The 17848-nt window shown below is 70.6% G+C and carries 7 protein-coding genes; all 7 read right to left on the bottom strand.

Annotated features, from left to right (window positions below; all coding sequences use genetic code 11):
* Window positions 1–36: 36 nt before the first annotated feature.
* Window positions 37–243 (bottom strand): MbtH family protein, encoded by a 207-nt coding sequence (locus tag ACIRR8_RS13755; RefSeq protein ID WP_382797060.1) that lies wholly within the window; start codon window positions 241–243, stop codon window positions 37–39.
* The gene (locus tag ACIRR8_RS13750) at window positions 240–10694 is read right to left on the bottom strand and encodes an amino acid adenylation domain-containing protein (RefSeq protein ID WP_404063257.1); all 10455 of its coding nucleotides are present in this window, start codon (window positions 10692–10694) and stop codon (window positions 240–242) included. Before ACIRR8_RS13750 ends, ACIRR8_RS13755 begins: the two co-directional genes overlap by 4 nt.
* Before the next feature lie 871 nt (window positions 10695–11565).
* On the bottom strand, window positions 11566–12222 hold the full coding sequence (locus ACIRR8_RS13745) for a fasciclin domain-containing protein (RefSeq protein WP_404063254.1): 657 nt from the start codon (window positions 12220–12222) through the stop codon (window positions 11566–11568).
* An 864-nt stretch (window positions 12223–13086) separates the two neighbouring features.
* Window positions 13087–13614: a class F sortase gene (locus ACIRR8_RS13740; RefSeq protein ID WP_404063251.1), complete on the bottom strand. Its 528-nt coding sequence runs from the start codon at window positions 13612–13614 to the stop codon at window positions 13087–13089.
* A 203-nt stretch (window positions 13615–13817) separates the two neighbouring features.
* Window positions 13818–15467 (bottom strand): DUF4331 domain-containing protein, encoded by a 1650-nt coding sequence (locus ACIRR8_RS13735; protein ID WP_404063248.1) that lies wholly within the window; start codon window positions 15465–15467, stop codon window positions 13818–13820.
* Window positions 15468–15740: 273 nt separating this feature from the next.
* On the bottom strand, window positions 15741–16232 hold the full coding sequence (locus ACIRR8_RS13730; protein WP_404063245.1) for a hypothetical protein: 492 nt from the start codon (window positions 16230–16232) through the stop codon (window positions 15741–15743).
* A 106-nt stretch (window positions 16233–16338) separates the two neighbouring features.
* Window positions 16339–17625, bottom strand: coding sequence for a hypothetical protein (locus ACIRR8_RS13725; protein ID WP_404063242.1), 1287 nt, complete (start codon window positions 17623–17625; stop codon window positions 16339–16341).
* Between the last annotated feature and the right edge of the window lie 223 nt (window positions 17626–17848).

Here is a 17848-nt window from a genome sequence, read left to right as displayed (position 1 = left end):
TTGCGTGTCGGTGCCCGTGCGGGGCCGGGGCCGGGGTCATGCCACTCGCGCGCGGGCGCTCCTGGGCGTGATGTCGGTCCAGTGGACCTCCACGTACTCCAGGCAGGCAGTGTGCCCTGCCGGGCCGAAGACCTCGTCCCAGCCGGCGGGGACCGGCGCGAACGACGGCCACAGAGCGTGCTGGCCCTCGTCGTTGACCAGGACGCGGTGCTGGGTGTTGGGGTCGTCGAAGGGGTTCGTCATGAGCGTTCTCCTCGTTCGGTGTGCTGGTCGGCCGTGAGCACGGCCGTTACGGTGGTGCCGATCTGCTCCCGCGCGGCGGGCTGCATCATCTGGGCGTGCGCGCACGCCACGTCGTGGTTCTCGATGGGACCGGTGATGTAGGGGTCCCACAGGGACAGGTCGAAGGTGTTCGCGGGGCGGCCCTCTGTGGCGGTGAAGAACAGAGCCGGGCCCTGGAACACGCGGGGGGTGTACCTGCGCATCAGCCGGGCCTGACCGGCGAAGTTGTCGACCATCGCGTCGATCGTGGCCGGTTCCAGCGCCCCGAGGGGACTCCCGTTCGCCCGGAACTGGTCGCGTACGGCGCCTGCCTCGACCGGCCCGTCCCCGTCCAGGGCGTCCTGGCCGACTCCCATGTTGGCGAGGAGGGCGCGGAAGACGGTGTCCCGGCTCGCGCTGTCCAGGTCGTCCAGCGGGGCGAGCGGGAAGGCGTCCAGGATCGTCAGCAGGGCCACCTCCTCGCCCGCCTCCTGGAGCTGGACGGCGACCTCCTGCACGACGTTGCCTCCGAAGGACCAGCCGAAGAGGTGGTACGGGCCGTGTGGCTGGACGGCCCGCACCTCGGCGACGTACACGGCGGCCATCGCTTCGATGCTGTCCGGGAAGGGCCGGGTGCCGTCGAGGTTCGGGGTCTGGAGTCCGTAGACCGGCCGGTCGTTCTCCAGGTGGGGGAGCAACCCGGCGTACGCCCAGGCCAGGCCGCCTGCCGGGTGGACGCAGAACAGCGGGGGCAGGGATCCCTTGGTGCGCAGCGGCAGCAGGGTGGCCAGCGGATTGTCCTGGACACCGGCGCTGATGCGTTCCGCCAGTGCGGCGACCGTGGGCGCCTCGAACAGACTGCGGATGCTGACGTCCACCCCGAGTGCGTCACGGATGCGGCGGATGAGCCCGGCCGCCAGCAGCGAATGCCCGCCCAGTTCGAAGAAGTCGTCGTCGATGAGGACGCGTTCGAGCTCCAGCGTCTCGGCGAACAGCGTGCACAGCACGTCTTCCCGGGGGTTGCGGGGGCTGCGCCCGTTCCCCGCTTCGGCCCGTGGTGCGGGCAGGGCCGCACGGTCCAGCTTTCCGTTCGGGGTCAGAGGGATGGCGTCCAGGGCGACCCAGCCGGACGGGACCATGTACGCGGGCAACCGGGCGGCCGCGTGCTCCCGTATCGCGTTCAGCCGGTCGGTCTCGGACCGGGACGCACCGGAGGGATCCGTGGACTTCGTGGGGGCGGTGCGGGCCTGTGCGGCTGATCGTTCGGTGAGGACGATGTAGGCGGCGAGCCGCGACCCCCCTGGACCTTCGCCCTGGGCCACCACCGCCGCCTGGGCGGCGTCCGCATGCTCCGTCAGAACGGCGGCGACTCCTTCCGTCTCCACCCGGAAACCACGCACCTTGACCTGGCCGTCGGTACGGCCGACGAACTCCAGGGCGTCGTCGGACCTCCGAACGGCCCGGTCTCCGGTGCGGTACATCCGTGCGCCCGCCGGGCCGTGGGGGTCGGGCACGAAGCGGGTCGCGGTCTCCGCAGGCTGCCCGTGGTAGCCGAGAGCCAGGCTGTCGCCGGCCAGGTAGAGCTCACCGGTCACCCCGACCGGAACCGGCCGGAGCCGGTCGTCGAGGAGCCGTACCGAGGTCCCGTCGACCGGGGCGCCGAGCACGGGCCGTCCGGTCGCCCGGAGGTCCGCGGTGAGGGTGTCGACCGTCGCCTCGGTGGGGCCGTAGAAGTTCCAGGCCGTGAGGCCCGGCCGCGACCGCAGGTCGTCCCAGAGCGCGGCCGGGACGGCTTCGCCGCCCAGCGCGATCACGGACGGAGCAGGACTGTCCTCGGCGAACAGCCCGGCGTCCAGCAGCTGACGCACGTGCGTCGGCGTGGACTCCAGCACGTCGAATCCTTGGGCGCGAGACGCGTGGACCAGAGCCTCGGGGTCGCGTCGTGTCAGGTCGTCCAGCACATGCAGCCGGTGTCCGTCGATCATCCACAGCACCGGATCCCACGCGGCGTCGAAGGACAGGGCAGCCGTCAGCGCGACGTCGAGCTGTGGTTTGCCGGCTGCCCGTACGGCGGGTGCGAAGACATGGCGGCGGTGGTGCTCGAGCAGCGCGGCGAGGGACCCGTGGCCGACCAGGACTCCCTTGGGGCGGCCGGTGGAACCCGAGGTATGCAGAAGGTAGGCCGGCTCGCCGGGTTCCGGTCGCCTCCGCTCCCGCAGGGGCACGGAGCAGTCGCAGAGCGCGGCGGCGCCTTCCCGGGAGTACAGGTTCAGGCGGCGCCAACCGCCCTGCGCCCGGTCGTGCGTTCCGTCGGCGGTGAGGACGGTGTGTGGGCGGGCGTCCGCCAGTACCGCGTCGATCCTGCCCTGGGGGAGGGAGTCGTCGACCGGTACGTAGACCGCTCCTGCCTTGAGCACGCCGAGCAGGGCGGCGATGGAGTCGGTGGAGCGCGGCAGCAGAACGGCCACCGGATCCCCCGCGCCCGCACCAGCCCGTACGAGCAGTGCGGCGATACGGTCCGAGCGGATGTCCAGCTCAGTGAACGAGAGGCTGCCGTCCGACGCGGTCACCGCGATGTCGCCGCTCCGTGCTGCGGCCACCGTGGCCGCGAACCGGTTCAGCACGGTCGTGAAAGGTGCGGGGTCGGGCACGGACGAGCGGCTGCTCTCGCCGATGGCCAGCAGTCGTCGCTGCTCCTCGGAGCCCGTCAGCGCCAGATCGCTGACGGCCGTACCGGGATCGCGTACGGCGTGGGCGAGGAGGAGGGTGAAGCGCTCGGCGATCCGCACCGCCGTGTCGTCGTCGAACAGGTCGCTGCTGTACTCCAGTGTTCCGTCGAGGCAGCTCACGCCCCCCGTGGCCGAGGCCCGCTCGGTGAAGGAGAAGGAGAGGTCGAACTTGGCGCCTCCGGTGTCGACCGCCTCCAGCCTGGCCTGGAGACCGGGCAGGTCCAGGCGCGGCGGCTGGTGGTTGTTGAGGGTCAGCATGACCTGGAAGAGCGGGTGGCGGGAGAGCGACCGAGTCGGCCGGACGGCCTCCACCAGCCGTTCGAAGGGCAGTTCCTGATGTGCGTACGCGGCGAGGTCCGTCTCCCGTACCCGGGACAGCAGCTCGGTGAAGTCCGGGTTGCCGCCGAGGTCGGTCCGCAGAGCAAGCGTGTTGACGAAAAAGCCGACCAGCGGGTCGAGTGCCTCGTCCGTCCGCCCGGCGACCGGGGTGCCGACGAGCACGTCGTCGTCGCCCCCCATCCGGTGCAGCAGGGCCGCCAGGGCGGCGTGCAGCACCATGAAGGTGCTGCTGGCCGTCGACTTCGCCAGCCGTGCCACACCGGCCATGGTCTCCTCCGGTACACGGACCGCAACCGTCCCTCCGAGACCGCTCGGCGAGGTGGGCCGGGGGCGATCGGCGGGCAGGGTCGTCTCCTCCGGGGCAGCACTCAGCCGATCCTCCCAGTAGGCGAGTTGGGCCGACGCGGTGGACGCGGGATCGGCGAAGTCGCCGAGCAGGTCGCGCTGCCACAGGGTGTAGTCCGCGTACTGGACCGGCAGCGGGTTCCAGCTCGGCGCCCGGCCGGCCGTCCGTGCCGCATAGGCGCCGGCCAGGTCCTGAGCGAGCGGCCCCATGGACCAGCCGTCCGCCGCGATGTGGTGCACGGTCACCAGCAGCGTGTGCCGGTCCGCCGCGCTCCGGAACAGGACCGGCCGCAGGGGCACGTCCCGCTCCAGCTCGAAGGGCTCGGCCGCGGCCTCGCGCAGTGCCCTGCCGAGCTGGGCCTCCTCGACCGGCACGAGCGGAAGTTCCGGCCGTGCGTCACCGGGTGTGAGGACTCGCTGGCGGGGGCGGCCGTCACCGGGTTCGACGACCGTGCGCAAGCTCTCGTGCCTGGTCAGCACATCACCCAGAGCGCTCCGCAGAGCGTTCTGGTCCAGGGCGCCGGTGAGCCGCACCGTGAACGCCATGTGGTACGCGGCGGCCCGGGGGTCCAGCTGATGCAGGAACCACAGGCGCTCCTGCGCCGGGGAGAGCGGCGGCTGCTCCGTGTGCCGTGCCCGGTGCAGGGCGGGTCGTGCCGAGCCCGCCTCCGCGAGCCGTTCGGCCAGCGCGGCGGGGGTCGTCGACTCGAAGAGCGCCCGAACCGGGAGCTCGACGCCGAACGCGGAGCGAATCCGCCCGACCAGCCGCGTCGCCAGCAGGGAATGGCCCCCCAACTCGAAGAAGTCGTCGTCCGGGGAAACCTCTTCGTGCCCCAGACTCTCCGCGAACAGGGCACAGAGGATCTCCTCCGGGGCCGAGCGCGGGGCCCGCCCCGTCCTCTCCGGACTCCCCGCCGGTGAGGCCGACGGCAGGGCTGAGAAGTCCACCTTCCCGTGCGCGGTCAGCGGAAGGGAGTCCACGGGAACGATCAGCGAGGGGACCATGTGGGCAGGCAGTCGCCGCGCCACGAAGGCCCGCAGCTCCCGGGGGGACAGCTCTCGATGACCGGCCGGCACCACCCAGCCGACCAGCTGCGCCTCACCCGAGCCCGAGCCCGAGCCCGAGCCCGAGCGGACCGCGACGGCCGACCGCGCGATGTCCTCGTGCGAATCCAGTACGGAGGCGACCTCGCCGGTCTCGACCCGGAAACCACGGATCTTGATCTGCCCGTCGGCCCGGCCGAGGTACTCCAGTCGGCCATCGACCCGGCGCACCAGGTCGCCGGTCCGGTACATCCGCGAGCCCCGTGCTCCGTGGGGATCGGGCAGGAAGCGTTCCGCGGTCGCGGCGGAACGGCCCTCGTAGCCACGCGCGACGCCCGGGCCCGACACGTACAACTCACCCGTCACCCCGGGGGCGACCGGCCGCAGCCGCCGATCCAGGACGCGGGCCCGGGCGCCGGTCACCGGATGACCGAGGTGGGGCCCCACGCCCGGCAGGACACGGCCCATCACGCTGTCCACGGTGGTTTCCGTGGGCCCGTACAGGTTCCACACCGCGACATCGGAAAGGCCCGCCAGCTCCCGCCACAGCGGGGCCGGTATGGCTTCCCCGCCCAGCGCGAGCACCCGCGGCCGGGGGCGCCCGGGAGCGAACAGGCCGCACGCGCGGAGCTGTTCGAGGTAGGAGGGAGTGGTCTCCACGACGTCGATCGCACGCTCGTGGAGAAGAGCGGTCAGCGCCTCGGGGTCGCGGCGCGTCGCGTCGTCCACGAGATGCAGTTCATGGCCCGCGATCATCCACAGCAGAGGGTCCAGGGAGGCGTCGAACGTCATCGCGGCCGTGTGGGCCACCCGCAGGGGCAGCCTGTTGTTGGCTGCCTCCGCCGGGCCCATGAGCCGGTCGCGGTGATGGGCCAACAACGCTGCCAGCGAGTGGTGTTCGACCACGACGCCCTTGGGCAGCCCGGTCGATCCGGAGGTGTACAGCACGTACGCGGCGTCCCGGCCGCGCGGCGGCGCGGGCAGAACCGACACAGGAAGGGCGGTTTCCTGATCGGCTCCGTCGATCAGCAGAACCTCGACCGTGTCCGGGAGAACCGTCCGGGTCGCGGCGGTGGCGAGCACCAGATGCGGGGCGGCCGTGTCGAGAACCAACTCGGTACGGGCCGCCGGCTGAGCCATGTCCAGCGGTACGTACACGGCGCCGGCCCGCAGGACACCCAGCAGCGCCACGACGGCGAGGGAGGTCCGGGGCAGTGCCACCGCCACCCGGTCACCCGGTCCGACGCCGCGGTCCACGAGGGAGACGGCCAGCCGGTCGGCAAGTAGGCGCAGTTCGCCGAAGGTGAGGCGACCGTCGTCGGCGACGACGGCGGTCCGGTCAGGCTGGACGGCCGCGCGCGTCGCCAGGACGTCCAGCACCGTCCAGTCTCCGCCGACAGCCTCCGTGGTCGCGCTGAGCGGCCTCGTCGTGGTGCGCGGAAGCTCGTCCAGTGCCGCGGCGCGCTGTGACGGGGTGAGGAAGTCGAGGTCCGTGACCGGACGGTCCGGCTCGGCGAGCAGAGCGCTCAGGAGGCGGGTGAAGTGCGTGACGAACCGTTCCGCCGTCGCCTTGTCGAAGAGGTCCTCGTCGTACTCCAGCTCACCGGTGATCCCCTGCGGACGGCCTTCCTGGTCGTGCTGCTCGGACAGGTCCCAGCTGAGGTCGAACTTGGAGCCCGTCCGCCCGACGGACAGCTCGCGGCTGACCGAGAGACCGTCCAGGTGCGGGCGGGGCGCGGGTGTGTTGTTGAGGCTCAGCATCACCTGGAACAGCGGGTGGCGGGCGAGCGACCGCGGTGGTGTCAGCTCCTCGACGACCCTTTCGAACGGGATGTCCTGGTGCGCGTAGGCCGCCAGGTCGGCCTCCGCCACCCGGCCCACCAGCGTGCGGAACGACGGCGCACCGGAGACGTCTGCCCGAAGGACCAGAGTATTGACGAAGAAGCCGACGAGTTCGCCCAGTGCCTCGTCCGTACGTCCCGCCACCGGGGTGCCGACGGCAATGTCCTCACCCGCGCCCAGACGCGACATAAGACCGGCGAGCGCGGCGTGCAGCGCCATGAAGGAACTCGCCTCGGACACCCTGGCCAGCTCGACCAGCATCCGGTGGTCGTCCGCCGTGATCTGCACGGGCACGGTCCCGCCCCGGCCGGTGGGCCGTTCCGGACGTGGCCGGTCAGCGGGGAAGACCGACTCCTCCGGCAGCCCCGCCAGAGCTTCCGTCCAGGCAGACAGCTGGCGGCGGGCGAGGCTGTCCGGCGCCTCCGGATCGCCGAGCAGCTCACGCTGCCACAGCGCGAAATCCGCGTACTGCAGGGGCAACCGTTCCCAAGCGGGCGCCTGCCCGGCGCAGCGTGCGCTGTAGGCGGCGGACAGGTCCCGCATGAGCGGTCCCATGGACCATCCGTCCGCGGCGATGTGATGCAGGGTCACGACAAGGACGTGGTCCTCGGTGTTCACGGAGAACAGCCGGGCGCGCAGCGGGATCTCGCGCTCCAGATCGAAGGGAACGCCGTCCGGGGTCGCCGGTTCGCCGGCAGGCATGACGGTCAGCAGCGGGCTCGGAATCCGCTGCGGCGGGAGAACGCGTTGGAGGGGGCCCTCCGGGGCGGCCGTCACGACCGTGCGCAGCGCCTCGTGCCGCTCCACGACGTCGCGCAGCGCCAGCTCCAGGGCGTCTCGGTCCAGAGGACCGCGCAGGCGCAGGGCCACCGGCAGGTGGTAGGAGGTGCCCGCGTCGCCCAGGGTCTCCAGGAGCCACAGACGCTGCTGGCCGAACGACAGAGGGAGCCGCTCGGGGCGAGGGCCGGCCGCCGTCACTGGACGCCGGGCCGCGCCCGCCTCGCCCAGGGCCGGCACCAGGCCGGCGGGGGTGGGCGAGGCGAAGAGGGCACTGATCGGAATCTCCGCCCCGAACTCTCGGCGGATCCGGCCGATCAGCCGCATCGCCAGCAGGGAGTGCCCGCCCAGGGTGAAGAAGTCGTCGTCCCGGCCGACCCGCGACAGTCCCAGGCTCGCGGCGAACACCGCGCACATCCTGGCCTCCTCGGCGGAGCGCGGTGCGCCGCCGTCGGAGGCGACCGGGACGGCCGGGGGCAGAGCCGCCACATCGAGCTTCCCGTTGGGAGTGAGGGGGAGACGCTCCACCGTCGCCCAGGCGGTCGGAACCAGCGGGCCGGGCAGCAGAGCGGCGACCGTGTCGCGTGCCTGAGCGTGGGCGGGGGCATCGGGGCCGGGCACCAGGAAAGCGGCGAGGCGTTCGGGTCCGTCGGGCGCGGTCGTCAGGGCGACGGCGGCGTCCTCGATGCCGGGGAGGGAGCGCAGCGCGGCCTCGATCTCCCCGGTCTCCACCCGTACGCCCCGCACCTTGATCTGCCGGTCGCTGCGTCCGAGGAACTCCAGGGAACCGTCGGCGTCCCACCGCGCGAGGTCACCGGTGCGATACATCCGCGCCCCCGGAGCGCCGAAGGGGTCGGGCATGAAGCGCTCCGCGGTGAGCCCTGGCCGCCCCGCGTAACCGCGGGCCAGTCCTTCACCGGCGAGATACAACTCGCCCACGGATCCGCGCGGCAACGGGTGCAGGGACGGGTCCAGCACATAGGCCCCGGCTCCGGAGACCGGACGTCCGATCACCGGTGAGCTGCCGGTGATCCTTGCGGTCACCGCGTTGACGGTGGTCTCCGTGGGGCCGTAGAAGTTGAACACCAGCAGCTCGGGATCGGCTGCCAGTTCCTCCCACAGCCCCTCGTCGACCGGCTCGCCGCCCAGGGCGATGACGCGCGGACGGTGGTTCCCCGAGGTGAGCAGGCCCGCGGTCATCATCTGCCGCAGATAGGTGGGGGTCGTCTCGATCGCGTCGATGTGGTGGTCGACGAGGTACCGAACCAGGGCCTGGGGGTCGCGGCGCACGTCGTCCGCGATCACGTGCAGTTCGTGTCCGGCGACCATCCACAGAACCGGGTCCCAGGAAGCGTCGAAGGAGGTCGCGGCGCTCAACGCCACGCGCAGCCGTCGTTCCAGGGCCTCCTCGGCCAGGTGGTGGGCCTCCCGCCGATGGTGCTCCAGGAGGTTGCTCAGCGACCGGTGTTCGACGACCACGCCCTTGGGCCTGCCGGTGGAACCGGACGTGTAGATGACGTAGGCGGCGTCATGAAGCCCGGGTCCGGGGACCTCGAAAGGCTCACCCACGCCGTGCGGGATCGTGCCCGGGTCGACACGCGAGATCCAGGCGCGAGGATCGACGGCGCGCGCCGATGACGGGGTCGCCACCAGCGCCACCGGCTGTGAGTCCTCGATCATGAAGGCGAGCCGGTCCGCCGGATAGGAGGGGTCCAACGGCAGGTAGGCCGCCCCCGTCCGCATCACGGCGAGTATCGCCACCACCAGGTCGATCGACCGGGGCAGTCCCACCGCGACGCGGGTGCCCGGGCGGGCGCCCTGGGCACTGAGCTCGGCCGCCAAGGCGTTCACCCGCCGGTTGAGTTCATCGAAGGTGAGCGTCGCACCGTCGCAGACGACGGCGGTGCGGTGCGGGGTCTCCCGCGCCTGCCGCTCGAAGAGTTCGGGCAGGGGGGCCGATATCGCCGCGCCCTCTCCCGACTGCAGGGCGGCCCCGAGGCCGAGGACCTGGCGCTGTTCGTCCTCGTCGACCGGGCTCAGGGCCCCGACGCTGCGCTCCGGGTCCGCCACGAACGCGTCGAGCACGCGGCAGAGCCGCTCGTGCGGTCCCACCAGGTCCTGTCGACCGTGGCGCTGGGCGTTGCCCAGCAGATCGATGTCCAGGCCGCCGTCGCCGAAGGAGGCGTGCACAGCCACCGCCAGATCCTCGACCGGGCCGATCGACAGGTTGTGCAGGGTGGCCCGGTGGGGGCCAAAGCGCAGGGTGTCGTCGAAGGCGAGGATGTTGACGGACGGCCCGGTCAGCGGAGCCCGTGTTCCGGTCAGCCCCGACTGGTGGCGCAGAGCCTCCGCCGGCCTGCGCTGATGCCGGAGCACCGACCTCGCCTCGGCGGAGGCCCGCCGGGCCAGATCGCTCACGCGGTCGGAGGGGGAGACGGAGAGCCGCATCGGCAGGATCGAGCTGAGCATGGTGGGCGTCGACCGTGCGGCCGGAGTGCGGCGACCGGTGACGGGCAGACCGAGCACGACCTCGCCGAGCCCCTTCTCCCGGTGCAGGCACAGCGCCAGCGCCGCCATGACGAACGTCGGCCACGCGGTCCCGGCCCGCTTGGCGGCGGCCTTGAGCCGGTCGGCCTCAGCCCGGCTGTAGGTGCGCCGGACCGACACCGTCCCGTACGTCCTCCCGTCGCCCGTCCCCGCTGGTAGCTCGGGCTGGTGGGCTCCGGCGAGGTGCGCCGTCCAGAACCGCTCGTCCTTCACGGCCTGTTCGGAGGCCAGGTAGGCGTCCTCCTCCTCGATGAGCGTCGTGAGGGAGGCCGTCGGACGGTGTTCGGGCGCCTTACCCGGCGCGAGGGCGAGCGCGGTGTAGACCTCGGCGATCCGGGAGAGGGCCAGGACCGCCGCGTAGCCGTCGAGCGCCAGGTGGTGCACCTGCTGGTGGAAGAGGTGGTGTGAGGGAGAGAGCCGGTAGAGGGTGACCCGGACCAGAGGGCCCGCCGACAGGTCGGCGGGCTCCGCCAGGCAGAGCCGCATGCGCCGTAGAGCCTCGCCGTACGGGTCCTCCTGGCCGGAGAGGTCCACCAACGGCACGTCCAGCGAGGCACGTTGCTCCACGCGTTGGAAGGGAACCCCGTTCCGCTCGCCGAAGGTGCTGCGCAGTGCTTCCATCTCTGTGGCGGTGTGGTTGACAGCCCGACTCAGGAGCTTGGTGTCGACCGTGCCTTTGATGTCCGCGTACTCAGCGATGTTGTACGAGGGATCCGAAGGGGCGAGTTGTTGCGCGAACCAGACTCCCTGCTGAGCGGCGGTCAGGCGCACGGTGCCCGCCGGAGGTCCGTTGTGGGATAGGTCGGTCACGCGGATTCACCTCGGTGGGGGGATGCCTGCGACGTCAGGCGCCAGGGCGCGCGGGTGCGACAGGACGGAACTTGGAGGGAGGGGGGGAGTGACGGCGGGCGCCGTCCGCAGGGGTGGGCGTCTGGATGTGTGTCTGCACGTCGACTGAGGGGTGTGTCAAGCCTTGGGCTCTCACACATCGCGAATGTGAAGCATTCGCTTTGATGGGCTGATACAGCCAGGCCGCCTCCTCGAAGCTGACGTTGCCCCAAGTGGGCTGTCACGCAGGTGATTCGAAGTCACAGCAGCATCGGATTGCCCATGTGACGCACGGCACGTTGGGACAGGTGCCTTTTTGCAGTTCGCTGGCGCGTATGAGCCAATCGCCTGGCGGATTTACGCCGACGACCCATCCGCAGGGCGGTGTCGCACCGAAGACAACAGTGTCCGGGCGTCTTTCCGGATCCTGTTCCCCACCAGAATCGGAGAAGCCCGTGAATCTCTCTGTACCCGCCCTGCGCTGGCAGTTGGTAGGAGCCCTCGTCGGTGCCACGCTGCTGGTGGCTGCCCCCGCGGCATCTGCGGCCCCCTCTCCCCGGGCCGCCCCCGGCCAGGCCCAGGCCGTGCCCGGCGAGGTGTCCGCTCCTGGGCCGGCCGCCTTCTACCGCGGCATACAGGGAGGGAACCTCTGCCTGCTGGCTCGCTGCACAGTCGGCGATGCCGGAACCGGAGGCCGCCCTGGGCCCAGTAACACCCAGGGATTCAACCTTTGCCTGCTCGCCTTGTGCACCGTGCGCCCCTGAGTGGCGCCAGGCATGCGGAGGGCCCCGAGTCGGTGATGACTCGGGGCCCGGACCGTTCGGGATCTCTCGCGCGGTGCGCGGGAGGTGTCTCAGCTCTTGGGCATGAGGACGGTGTCGACGATGTAGACGGTGGCGTTGGCGGTGGGGACGTTGCCGCAGACGACCTTGGAGGTGTCGTTGACGGTGTAGTTCTCGCCGGAGCCCGTGGTGGTGAGGGAGGACTTCTGGAGGGTGTCGTAGGTGCCGCTCTCCAACTGCATGGGGGAGAGCTTCTCGCCGACGACGTGGTAGGTGAGGATGCTGGTGAGCATCTCCTTGTCGGCCAGGACCTTGTCCAGGTCGGCCTTCGGGATCTTGGCGAAGGCGTCGTTGGTGGGGGCGAACACGGTGATGTTCTGGGCGTTGTTGAGGGTGTCGACGAGGCCCGCCTTCTTCACCGCCGTGACGAGGGTGGACAGGGCGGGGTTGTTGGAGGCGGCGGTGGCGACCGGGTCCTGGGCCATGCCGTCGAAGGAACCCGCCCCGTCCTTCGGGACGGTGGCACAGGCCGGACCGAACGGGCCGTCCGCAGGGGTGGTGCCCTCTTCCGGTGCGCTCGACTTCTCCTCCGCGGGGGCGGAGGACGAGGCCTTGTCGGCGGCAGCGTCGGAGGAGCCGTCGTCCCCGCCGCATGCGGTCAGCGTGAGGGGCAGCACTGCGGCGGCGGTGAGGGCGAGGGCGGCGCGGCGGTAACGGAAGGCGGTCACGTGATTCTCCTGCGTGTTCGATTCGTAGCGCTGCGTATTCGTCGATGGGAAGGCATCGGCGATGTCGAGGTGTCCCGCAGTGCTGCTGTCAGGTCAGGTGTCGTCCCGGTACGGGGCGACGTGGGTCAGAGCGCTCGTCCGTGCAGCGGGTCGGGGGTGATGTCCGCTGTGTGGCGGATCGGTTGTGCTGCTCTGATCGTCATGTCAGCTATTCGGAGCCGATGCGCGGTCGGATTGGTCCGCAGGGAAGAAACTTCGTACGGTCGCGCCCTCGCGTCTGGTGATCCGTCAGGGATTAGCCCGACCGGGTGTCGTGCCGGGAGCGACCAATCCGGTGTCCGGGCGGTGGCGAATACCCCAATGTGAGCGGATGTTTGGAGGAAGCACCGCACACACCGGGGTTTCCATCGGAGATGGTTGCCTCACCCGTCCCCCACGGTGGTAAGGCGCGTGGGAGACGCCTGTCGCGGGGTGTCACTCTCCTGGATGCCCCGCGACATGCCTCCCTGCGAGAAGGCGGCCGAGGCGGCTAAGGAGCGATCAGCCGAAGAGCGGGGGAAGTAGGGGATCCAGTCCCCCTTGGCCCATCGCCTTGCCGACGGTGCCTCGACGGCCTGAGCTCCTGGGAGCACGGATGAAAGGCGCGCCGAGGAGCGTGACGCCTCATCGCGTCTTCCTGCGTACGCCCAGGATCGGGAAACCCGAGCATGTGGATCGCCCCGTCAAAGGGAGGGAGAGGAGCTCTCGGGGGCGGACACGCTCCGCGTCGCAGCCGATTCGGCGCGACAAGTCGCGGAGCGCGGGAACGCCTTGCTGAGGCGGGTGGGCTCTGTGACCGCAGCAAGTCCGGTTCTCGGCTCGCTGTCATCCCGTGGGCACACCCGGGCTGTCGAGTGTGGCGTAGACGACAAGGTTGTCCCGGTACTCGTGGCGGCTGCGATCGTAGGTGCCCCAGCAGGTGATCAGGTGCAGGGTGGGCGGTCCCATGGTCGTGTAGACCTGGCTGTCGGGGAAGGCGTCCTTCCCGTACTGGCGCAGTGCCCGGACGGTGAAGGTCATGGTCGACCGGTCCTCCTGGACCATGGTCACTTCGTCGCCCGGGTCCAGAGTGGAGAGTCCGTGGAAGGCTCCGGGGCCGGTGGCCGAGTCGACGTGGCCGACGACGACCGTCGCGCCGGGGCCACCGGGGCGGGGTCCGTCGCTCCACCACCCTATGGTGCCCGGTTCGTCGGGGACGCCGAGACGGCCGTCCTGCTGGACGCGCAGGCCGGTCAGAGGCTGGTCGAGAGAGATGGCGGGTATGCGGATGCGGGCCGGTGCCGCGGGCGTCCGGTTATCGGAGGATGTCGCCCGGCCCGAACCGGGATGAACCGGGAGGCTTCCTCGGTCCATGCGTGGCGGAGCCTCCCCGGGGCCCGTTTCCAGCGTCGCGACACCGATGCAGGCCAGGGCTGTGCCGACGGCGACGGCGACGAACCCTGCGGCCTTTCGCCGTCCGGGTATGCGTCGCCGTCGGCGGCCGGTGGCCGTGCCGCCGTGGTCCGGTCGTCCGACCTGCCATCGGTGGGTCGGACGACCGGGGAGGAACGGGCTTCTCATACCTGGCCGGTGCCGCGTCGTCGGCGCAGTGTCAGTACTCCGGCGACGGCCAGGAGCGCCCCGCCGCCCAAGGCGGCTACGGGTGCGACGGGGAAGCCGTCGCCGGAGGCGAGGCCGCCCAGGCCGGCGCCGACGCCGCCGTCCGGGTGGAGCGAGTCGGCCTGGTTGACGGCCGCTGTGTTGGGCAGCGCCACGTAGGGGAAGGTGTCACCCGGCTCGCGGTAGGGCGTGTCGACTGCGTCGCCGGCTGCCAGGGCGGGCACGATCTTCCCGGTCTGCGCGGCGCCTTCGAGTGCCTGGAGCTCGATGTCGACGACATCGTCGTTGAGCCGACGGCCGTTGGGGAAGCCGGCCAGGTCCTCGCCCAGGACGCCGAGGCGGTTGGGCTTGGCGGCCGGCGGGACGGACATGTTCAGGCGCAGCATCTCGGCAGGAACGACCGCGGACTTGTCGACGTCCTGGTTGAGGCGCTGGGAGTTGAGGTCCGCCTTGATGGGGCCGCACTCCTTGCAGATCCCGGTGAGGAAGATCTCGACGAGGTCGTTGCGCGGTGCGGCGGGGGCGGGGACCTTGTAGATCTTCTCGATGAGCATGGGGACCATGGGGTCCTTGACCTTGTCGACGACGGGGGTGACCGTCGCGTCCTTCTCCGGGCTGAGCGCGTTGAAGGCGTCCTTGTACTTCAGCGGCACCACGACCTCGTTGACGAGCGGGTTGCCCAGGCGGGACACCTGCCGCCAGTCGTCGTCGTTTCCGTCCTTGGACGGTGTCCCCTGGGCGTCCGCCGCCTTCGCGTCCTCGGCGCCCTTGCCGCCGGCGCCCGCGACGACGGCTCCCCGGCGATCGGTGGTGGACCACACGCCGATGACCGGGTTGCGTGTCGCGTCACCCTTCAGCGCCAGCGCCGACTTGGGCACTTGGACGGCGAGGGTGTTGATGTTGTAGCCGGCCAGCGTGTTGTGGCCGGTCTCCGAGAGGTCCCCTCCGTACAGGAGGTCGAAGATCCTCAGGTCCAGGAAGAACGGGTCGGACGCCTGTCCGGCGAAGGCTGTCCCACCGCCCGGCAGCGGAACCACGGCCTCCTTCCGCAGGGAGGCGTAATCGGGCATCGACGCCTTGCCGACGTTCGAGGGTGCGACCGGGGAGTCCTTGAGGAGCGTCTTGGTGTTTCCGCTGTTGTCGGTGATCTTCAGGCTGTAGGTCTGCCGGAAGTTCAGGGTCTCGTCGTTCACCGACTTCACCACCCCGGTGTTGTAGAGGAACTGGTCGGCTTCGTCACGGACGTGGTCGGTGAACTCCCACGTGTACGTCGTGTCCGGCTTGCCGTCGCCGTCCGCGTCGATCTTGATGTTGTAGCGGGCGTCCTCGGCGAACGGATAGAAGTTCGGACCGCCGTTGGGCTCTTGGAACGGGAGCCAGTTCGCCACCAGGGTGACGGTGTCGGGCTTGTCCGGGCTGGTGAACGCGTAGACGTCGGTGTTGTCCGCCCGAGGGTCTCCGGCGATCAGTGGCGCCTCACGGTGACTGGAGGCCGAGCTGGAGGCGGGGGAGAGGCCGGTGACCGCTGCGGCGGTCAGCAGGGACAGTGCGCCTGTTGCGGCCAGGGCGCGCTCCGTCCGGCGGGAAGCGGGGCGGCGTCGGAGCATGCGGGGAGAGGGCATGGGGGTCCATTTCCGGTGAGAGCCGCCTGCCTTCGGGTGTCCTGGCGGGCAGCTGGGAGCTGAAGCTGCTTCCCAGGCGACACGGGCCCGCAAGAAGTCACTCTGGGTGACGTTCAGCGCGGAAACGATCCCATTGTGTGACTCTGGGTCGACTTCAGGTCACCATGAGGCAGACGCCACCGCAACGGCGCCTGAGCTGAACGGGGACGCACCCGCCTTCCGGCAGGCCTGGACCGGATTCGGTTCGAGGGGCGCGAGTCAGGCGTACTGGATCTCTCCGGCTGTTGTCGCGGGCAGGGAGCGCAAGGAACGCACGAGTTCGGGATGCGTGGCGAGATGCGCGGCGATGGCGGGGTCGCTGCCTTCGAGAAACGCGAGGTGCCGTACGGCGTGTGCCACGACGTGCTCCATCTCCAGTCCTGGAGGCGTCGGGTGCCCCGGCCGAGCGGCGTAGGCGATCACGTGTGGCTCGGGGAGTGGGATACCGGGTCGGCCCGGGGCGGGGTCCGGGTGGACGAGATAGGTCAGGGTGATGCCGCCTTGGCGGGTGGCGCGCCAGCTGGTCGAGTGCACCACATGCCTGTCGTCGCCTTCGCCCAGGAGCGCGAGACCCCGCGCCGCCTGGTCCGGGCGCATTCCTCTGCGGAGTGCCGTGGCGAGTTGACGGTAGGTGAAGCCCTCGGTCGGATCGTGTCGCAGGAGCACCACCTCGACAGCGACCGGTGGCGCATCGAGCGTTTCGAGCGGCATGGTGTACGGCTCCCTCGTCGGCGGCGGACTCGCAGGTCGGGCCTTTTGGTGAGCTTATTGCACACTTTGCGCAAGTGCTTGTTTCGACTAGGAGCAGTCGCGGTTTCTAGGTCTCCGCACGGGAACCGGCCTGCTGGTCGTCGGTTGCCCCTTCCCACCGCCACTCGCTGCCCTCCGCTGAGTCACGGACCCGGACACCTCCGGCTGCCACGGCCTCGCGCACCGCATCGGCCAGCTCGAAGGCGCTCTCTGAGCGCAGCCTCGTACGGAGTTCCAGCAGGGGGGCCACGATCCGTCCGAGCGTGCGCTCCGGTTCGTGCAGACCCCGTTCGGCGGCGCCTGCGAGGCGCCGGATCATGCCATGCAGAACCGTACGGGCCCATTCCCCGCCTTGGTCCTCCTCCATGTCGGCGCTCCATGCCGCGATGACCGACTCCAGCTCCACCGTGATGTCAGCCATCTTCACGGCGTTCCTCGCCTCTTGGGCGGCGCTGAAACTCAACTCGGCCGCATCAACTGCCTCTTGGAGTGTGACTGCGTCGCTCCCGGGGCGGTGCGCGCCGTCCTCGCCGTCTTCAGGAGGCCGACGGGACGAGGGCACCGCCGCGGACGGCGTGCCCTTCACCAGGTTACGCAGCTGCTCCAGGGGCAGCGTGGTGCCGCCGGACACCCGAGTGCTGACTCCGTTACGTCGGATCGTCATGACGCCCCGCCCCCACACACGTACCAGCGAGGTGTCAAGATCAACGATGACGGCCGTGTGTTCGTCGATGCCAAGGACGGCACTGCTGTCAGGCAGTTCCTTTTCCAGAGAGGTGAGCCGGGGTTCGCCCAGGTAGCAGAATCGCGTGTCGTGCGTGCCGCCCTCGGTGTTGTCGTAGTGCGGGATCACCGCTACCCGCAGTCCGAGCGTGCCCATCAGATCCAGCCCGGGCAGCCACTCAGGTGAATGTCCGGCCTTGTAGATCTCGTAGACGGGCAGTGCCGCACATCCCACCGTGCATGCCGCCGCGGAAGCCATGACTGTCACGCCGTACCCGCGGCTCACTCGCTCGCGGAGAATCTCCCCGAGGCGCAGGGTGCTCCAGCGGTCCAGTGCGTACGACGGACTGCCGGGACCGGAGAAGACCCACGCGGACCTGCGGACCCGGTCGCGAACCTCTGCCGCGCAGCCGCTGTCGGAGAAGTCCTCGTCCCGGCGGTCCGGAGCGACCACGGTCGCCAGGTTCACCGAGCGGCGGAAGTACTCCCTGGCGCGGCTGGAGATGTCATCGCGGTTGACCTGAAACCCGTACGGCGTCTCCAGAATCACCGCATCGGCTCCACGGGGCAGGTGCGCGGTGACCTCCCGATGCAGTGTGACCATGGTCGGGCTCGTCTCGCCGGAGCCCATCAGTACGAGAAGTGCGTGCCCATCGTTCACGTCAACCCCGCCGCCTCCGCCCACGGTGAGCGGACCTTCTATGAGTACCCGGGGAGCACCCCCACATGCTGATGCTCAGTGCGCGGACACTTGGTCGGCCAGGTGCCGGGCGACACGGCCGGCTCGCTGTTGAGACGGGCCGTTGGTTCCTGGCTCCCAGCAGGCCGCCGGTGCTTTCGGCACCGGGTGTGGC

Origin of the sequence: Streptomyces sp. NPDC101178 (genome assembly GCF_044767965.1) — a bacterium.
GTDB lineage: Bacteria > Actinomycetota > Actinomycetes > Streptomycetales > Streptomycetaceae > Streptomyces.
This window is presented reverse-complemented; position numbering and strand designations above follow the sequence as displayed.

What these genes read in the sequence shown, in the direction of transcription:
- ACIRR8_RS13740 (WP_404063251.1), bottom strand. Translation starts at nt 13,614, where the DNA reads ATGGACCGAGGAAGCCTCCCGGTTCATCCCGGTTCGGGCCGGGCGACA.
- ACIRR8_RS13730 (WP_404063245.1), bottom strand. Translation starts at nt 16,232, where the DNA reads ATGCCGCTCGAAACGCTCGATGCGCCACCGGTCGCTGTCGAGGTGGTG.
- ACIRR8_RS13725 (WP_404063242.1), bottom strand. Translation starts at nt 17,625, where the DNA reads ATGGGCTCCGGCGAGACGAGCCCGACCATGGTCACACTGCATCGGGAG.
- ACIRR8_RS13755 (WP_382797060.1), bottom strand. Translation starts at nt 243, where the DNA reads ATGACGAACCCCTTCGACGACCCCAACACCCAGCACCGCGTCCTGGTC.
- ACIRR8_RS13735 (WP_404063248.1), bottom strand. Translation starts at nt 15,467, where the DNA reads ATGCTCCGACGCCGCCCCGCTTCCCGCCGGACGGAGCGCGCCCTGGCC.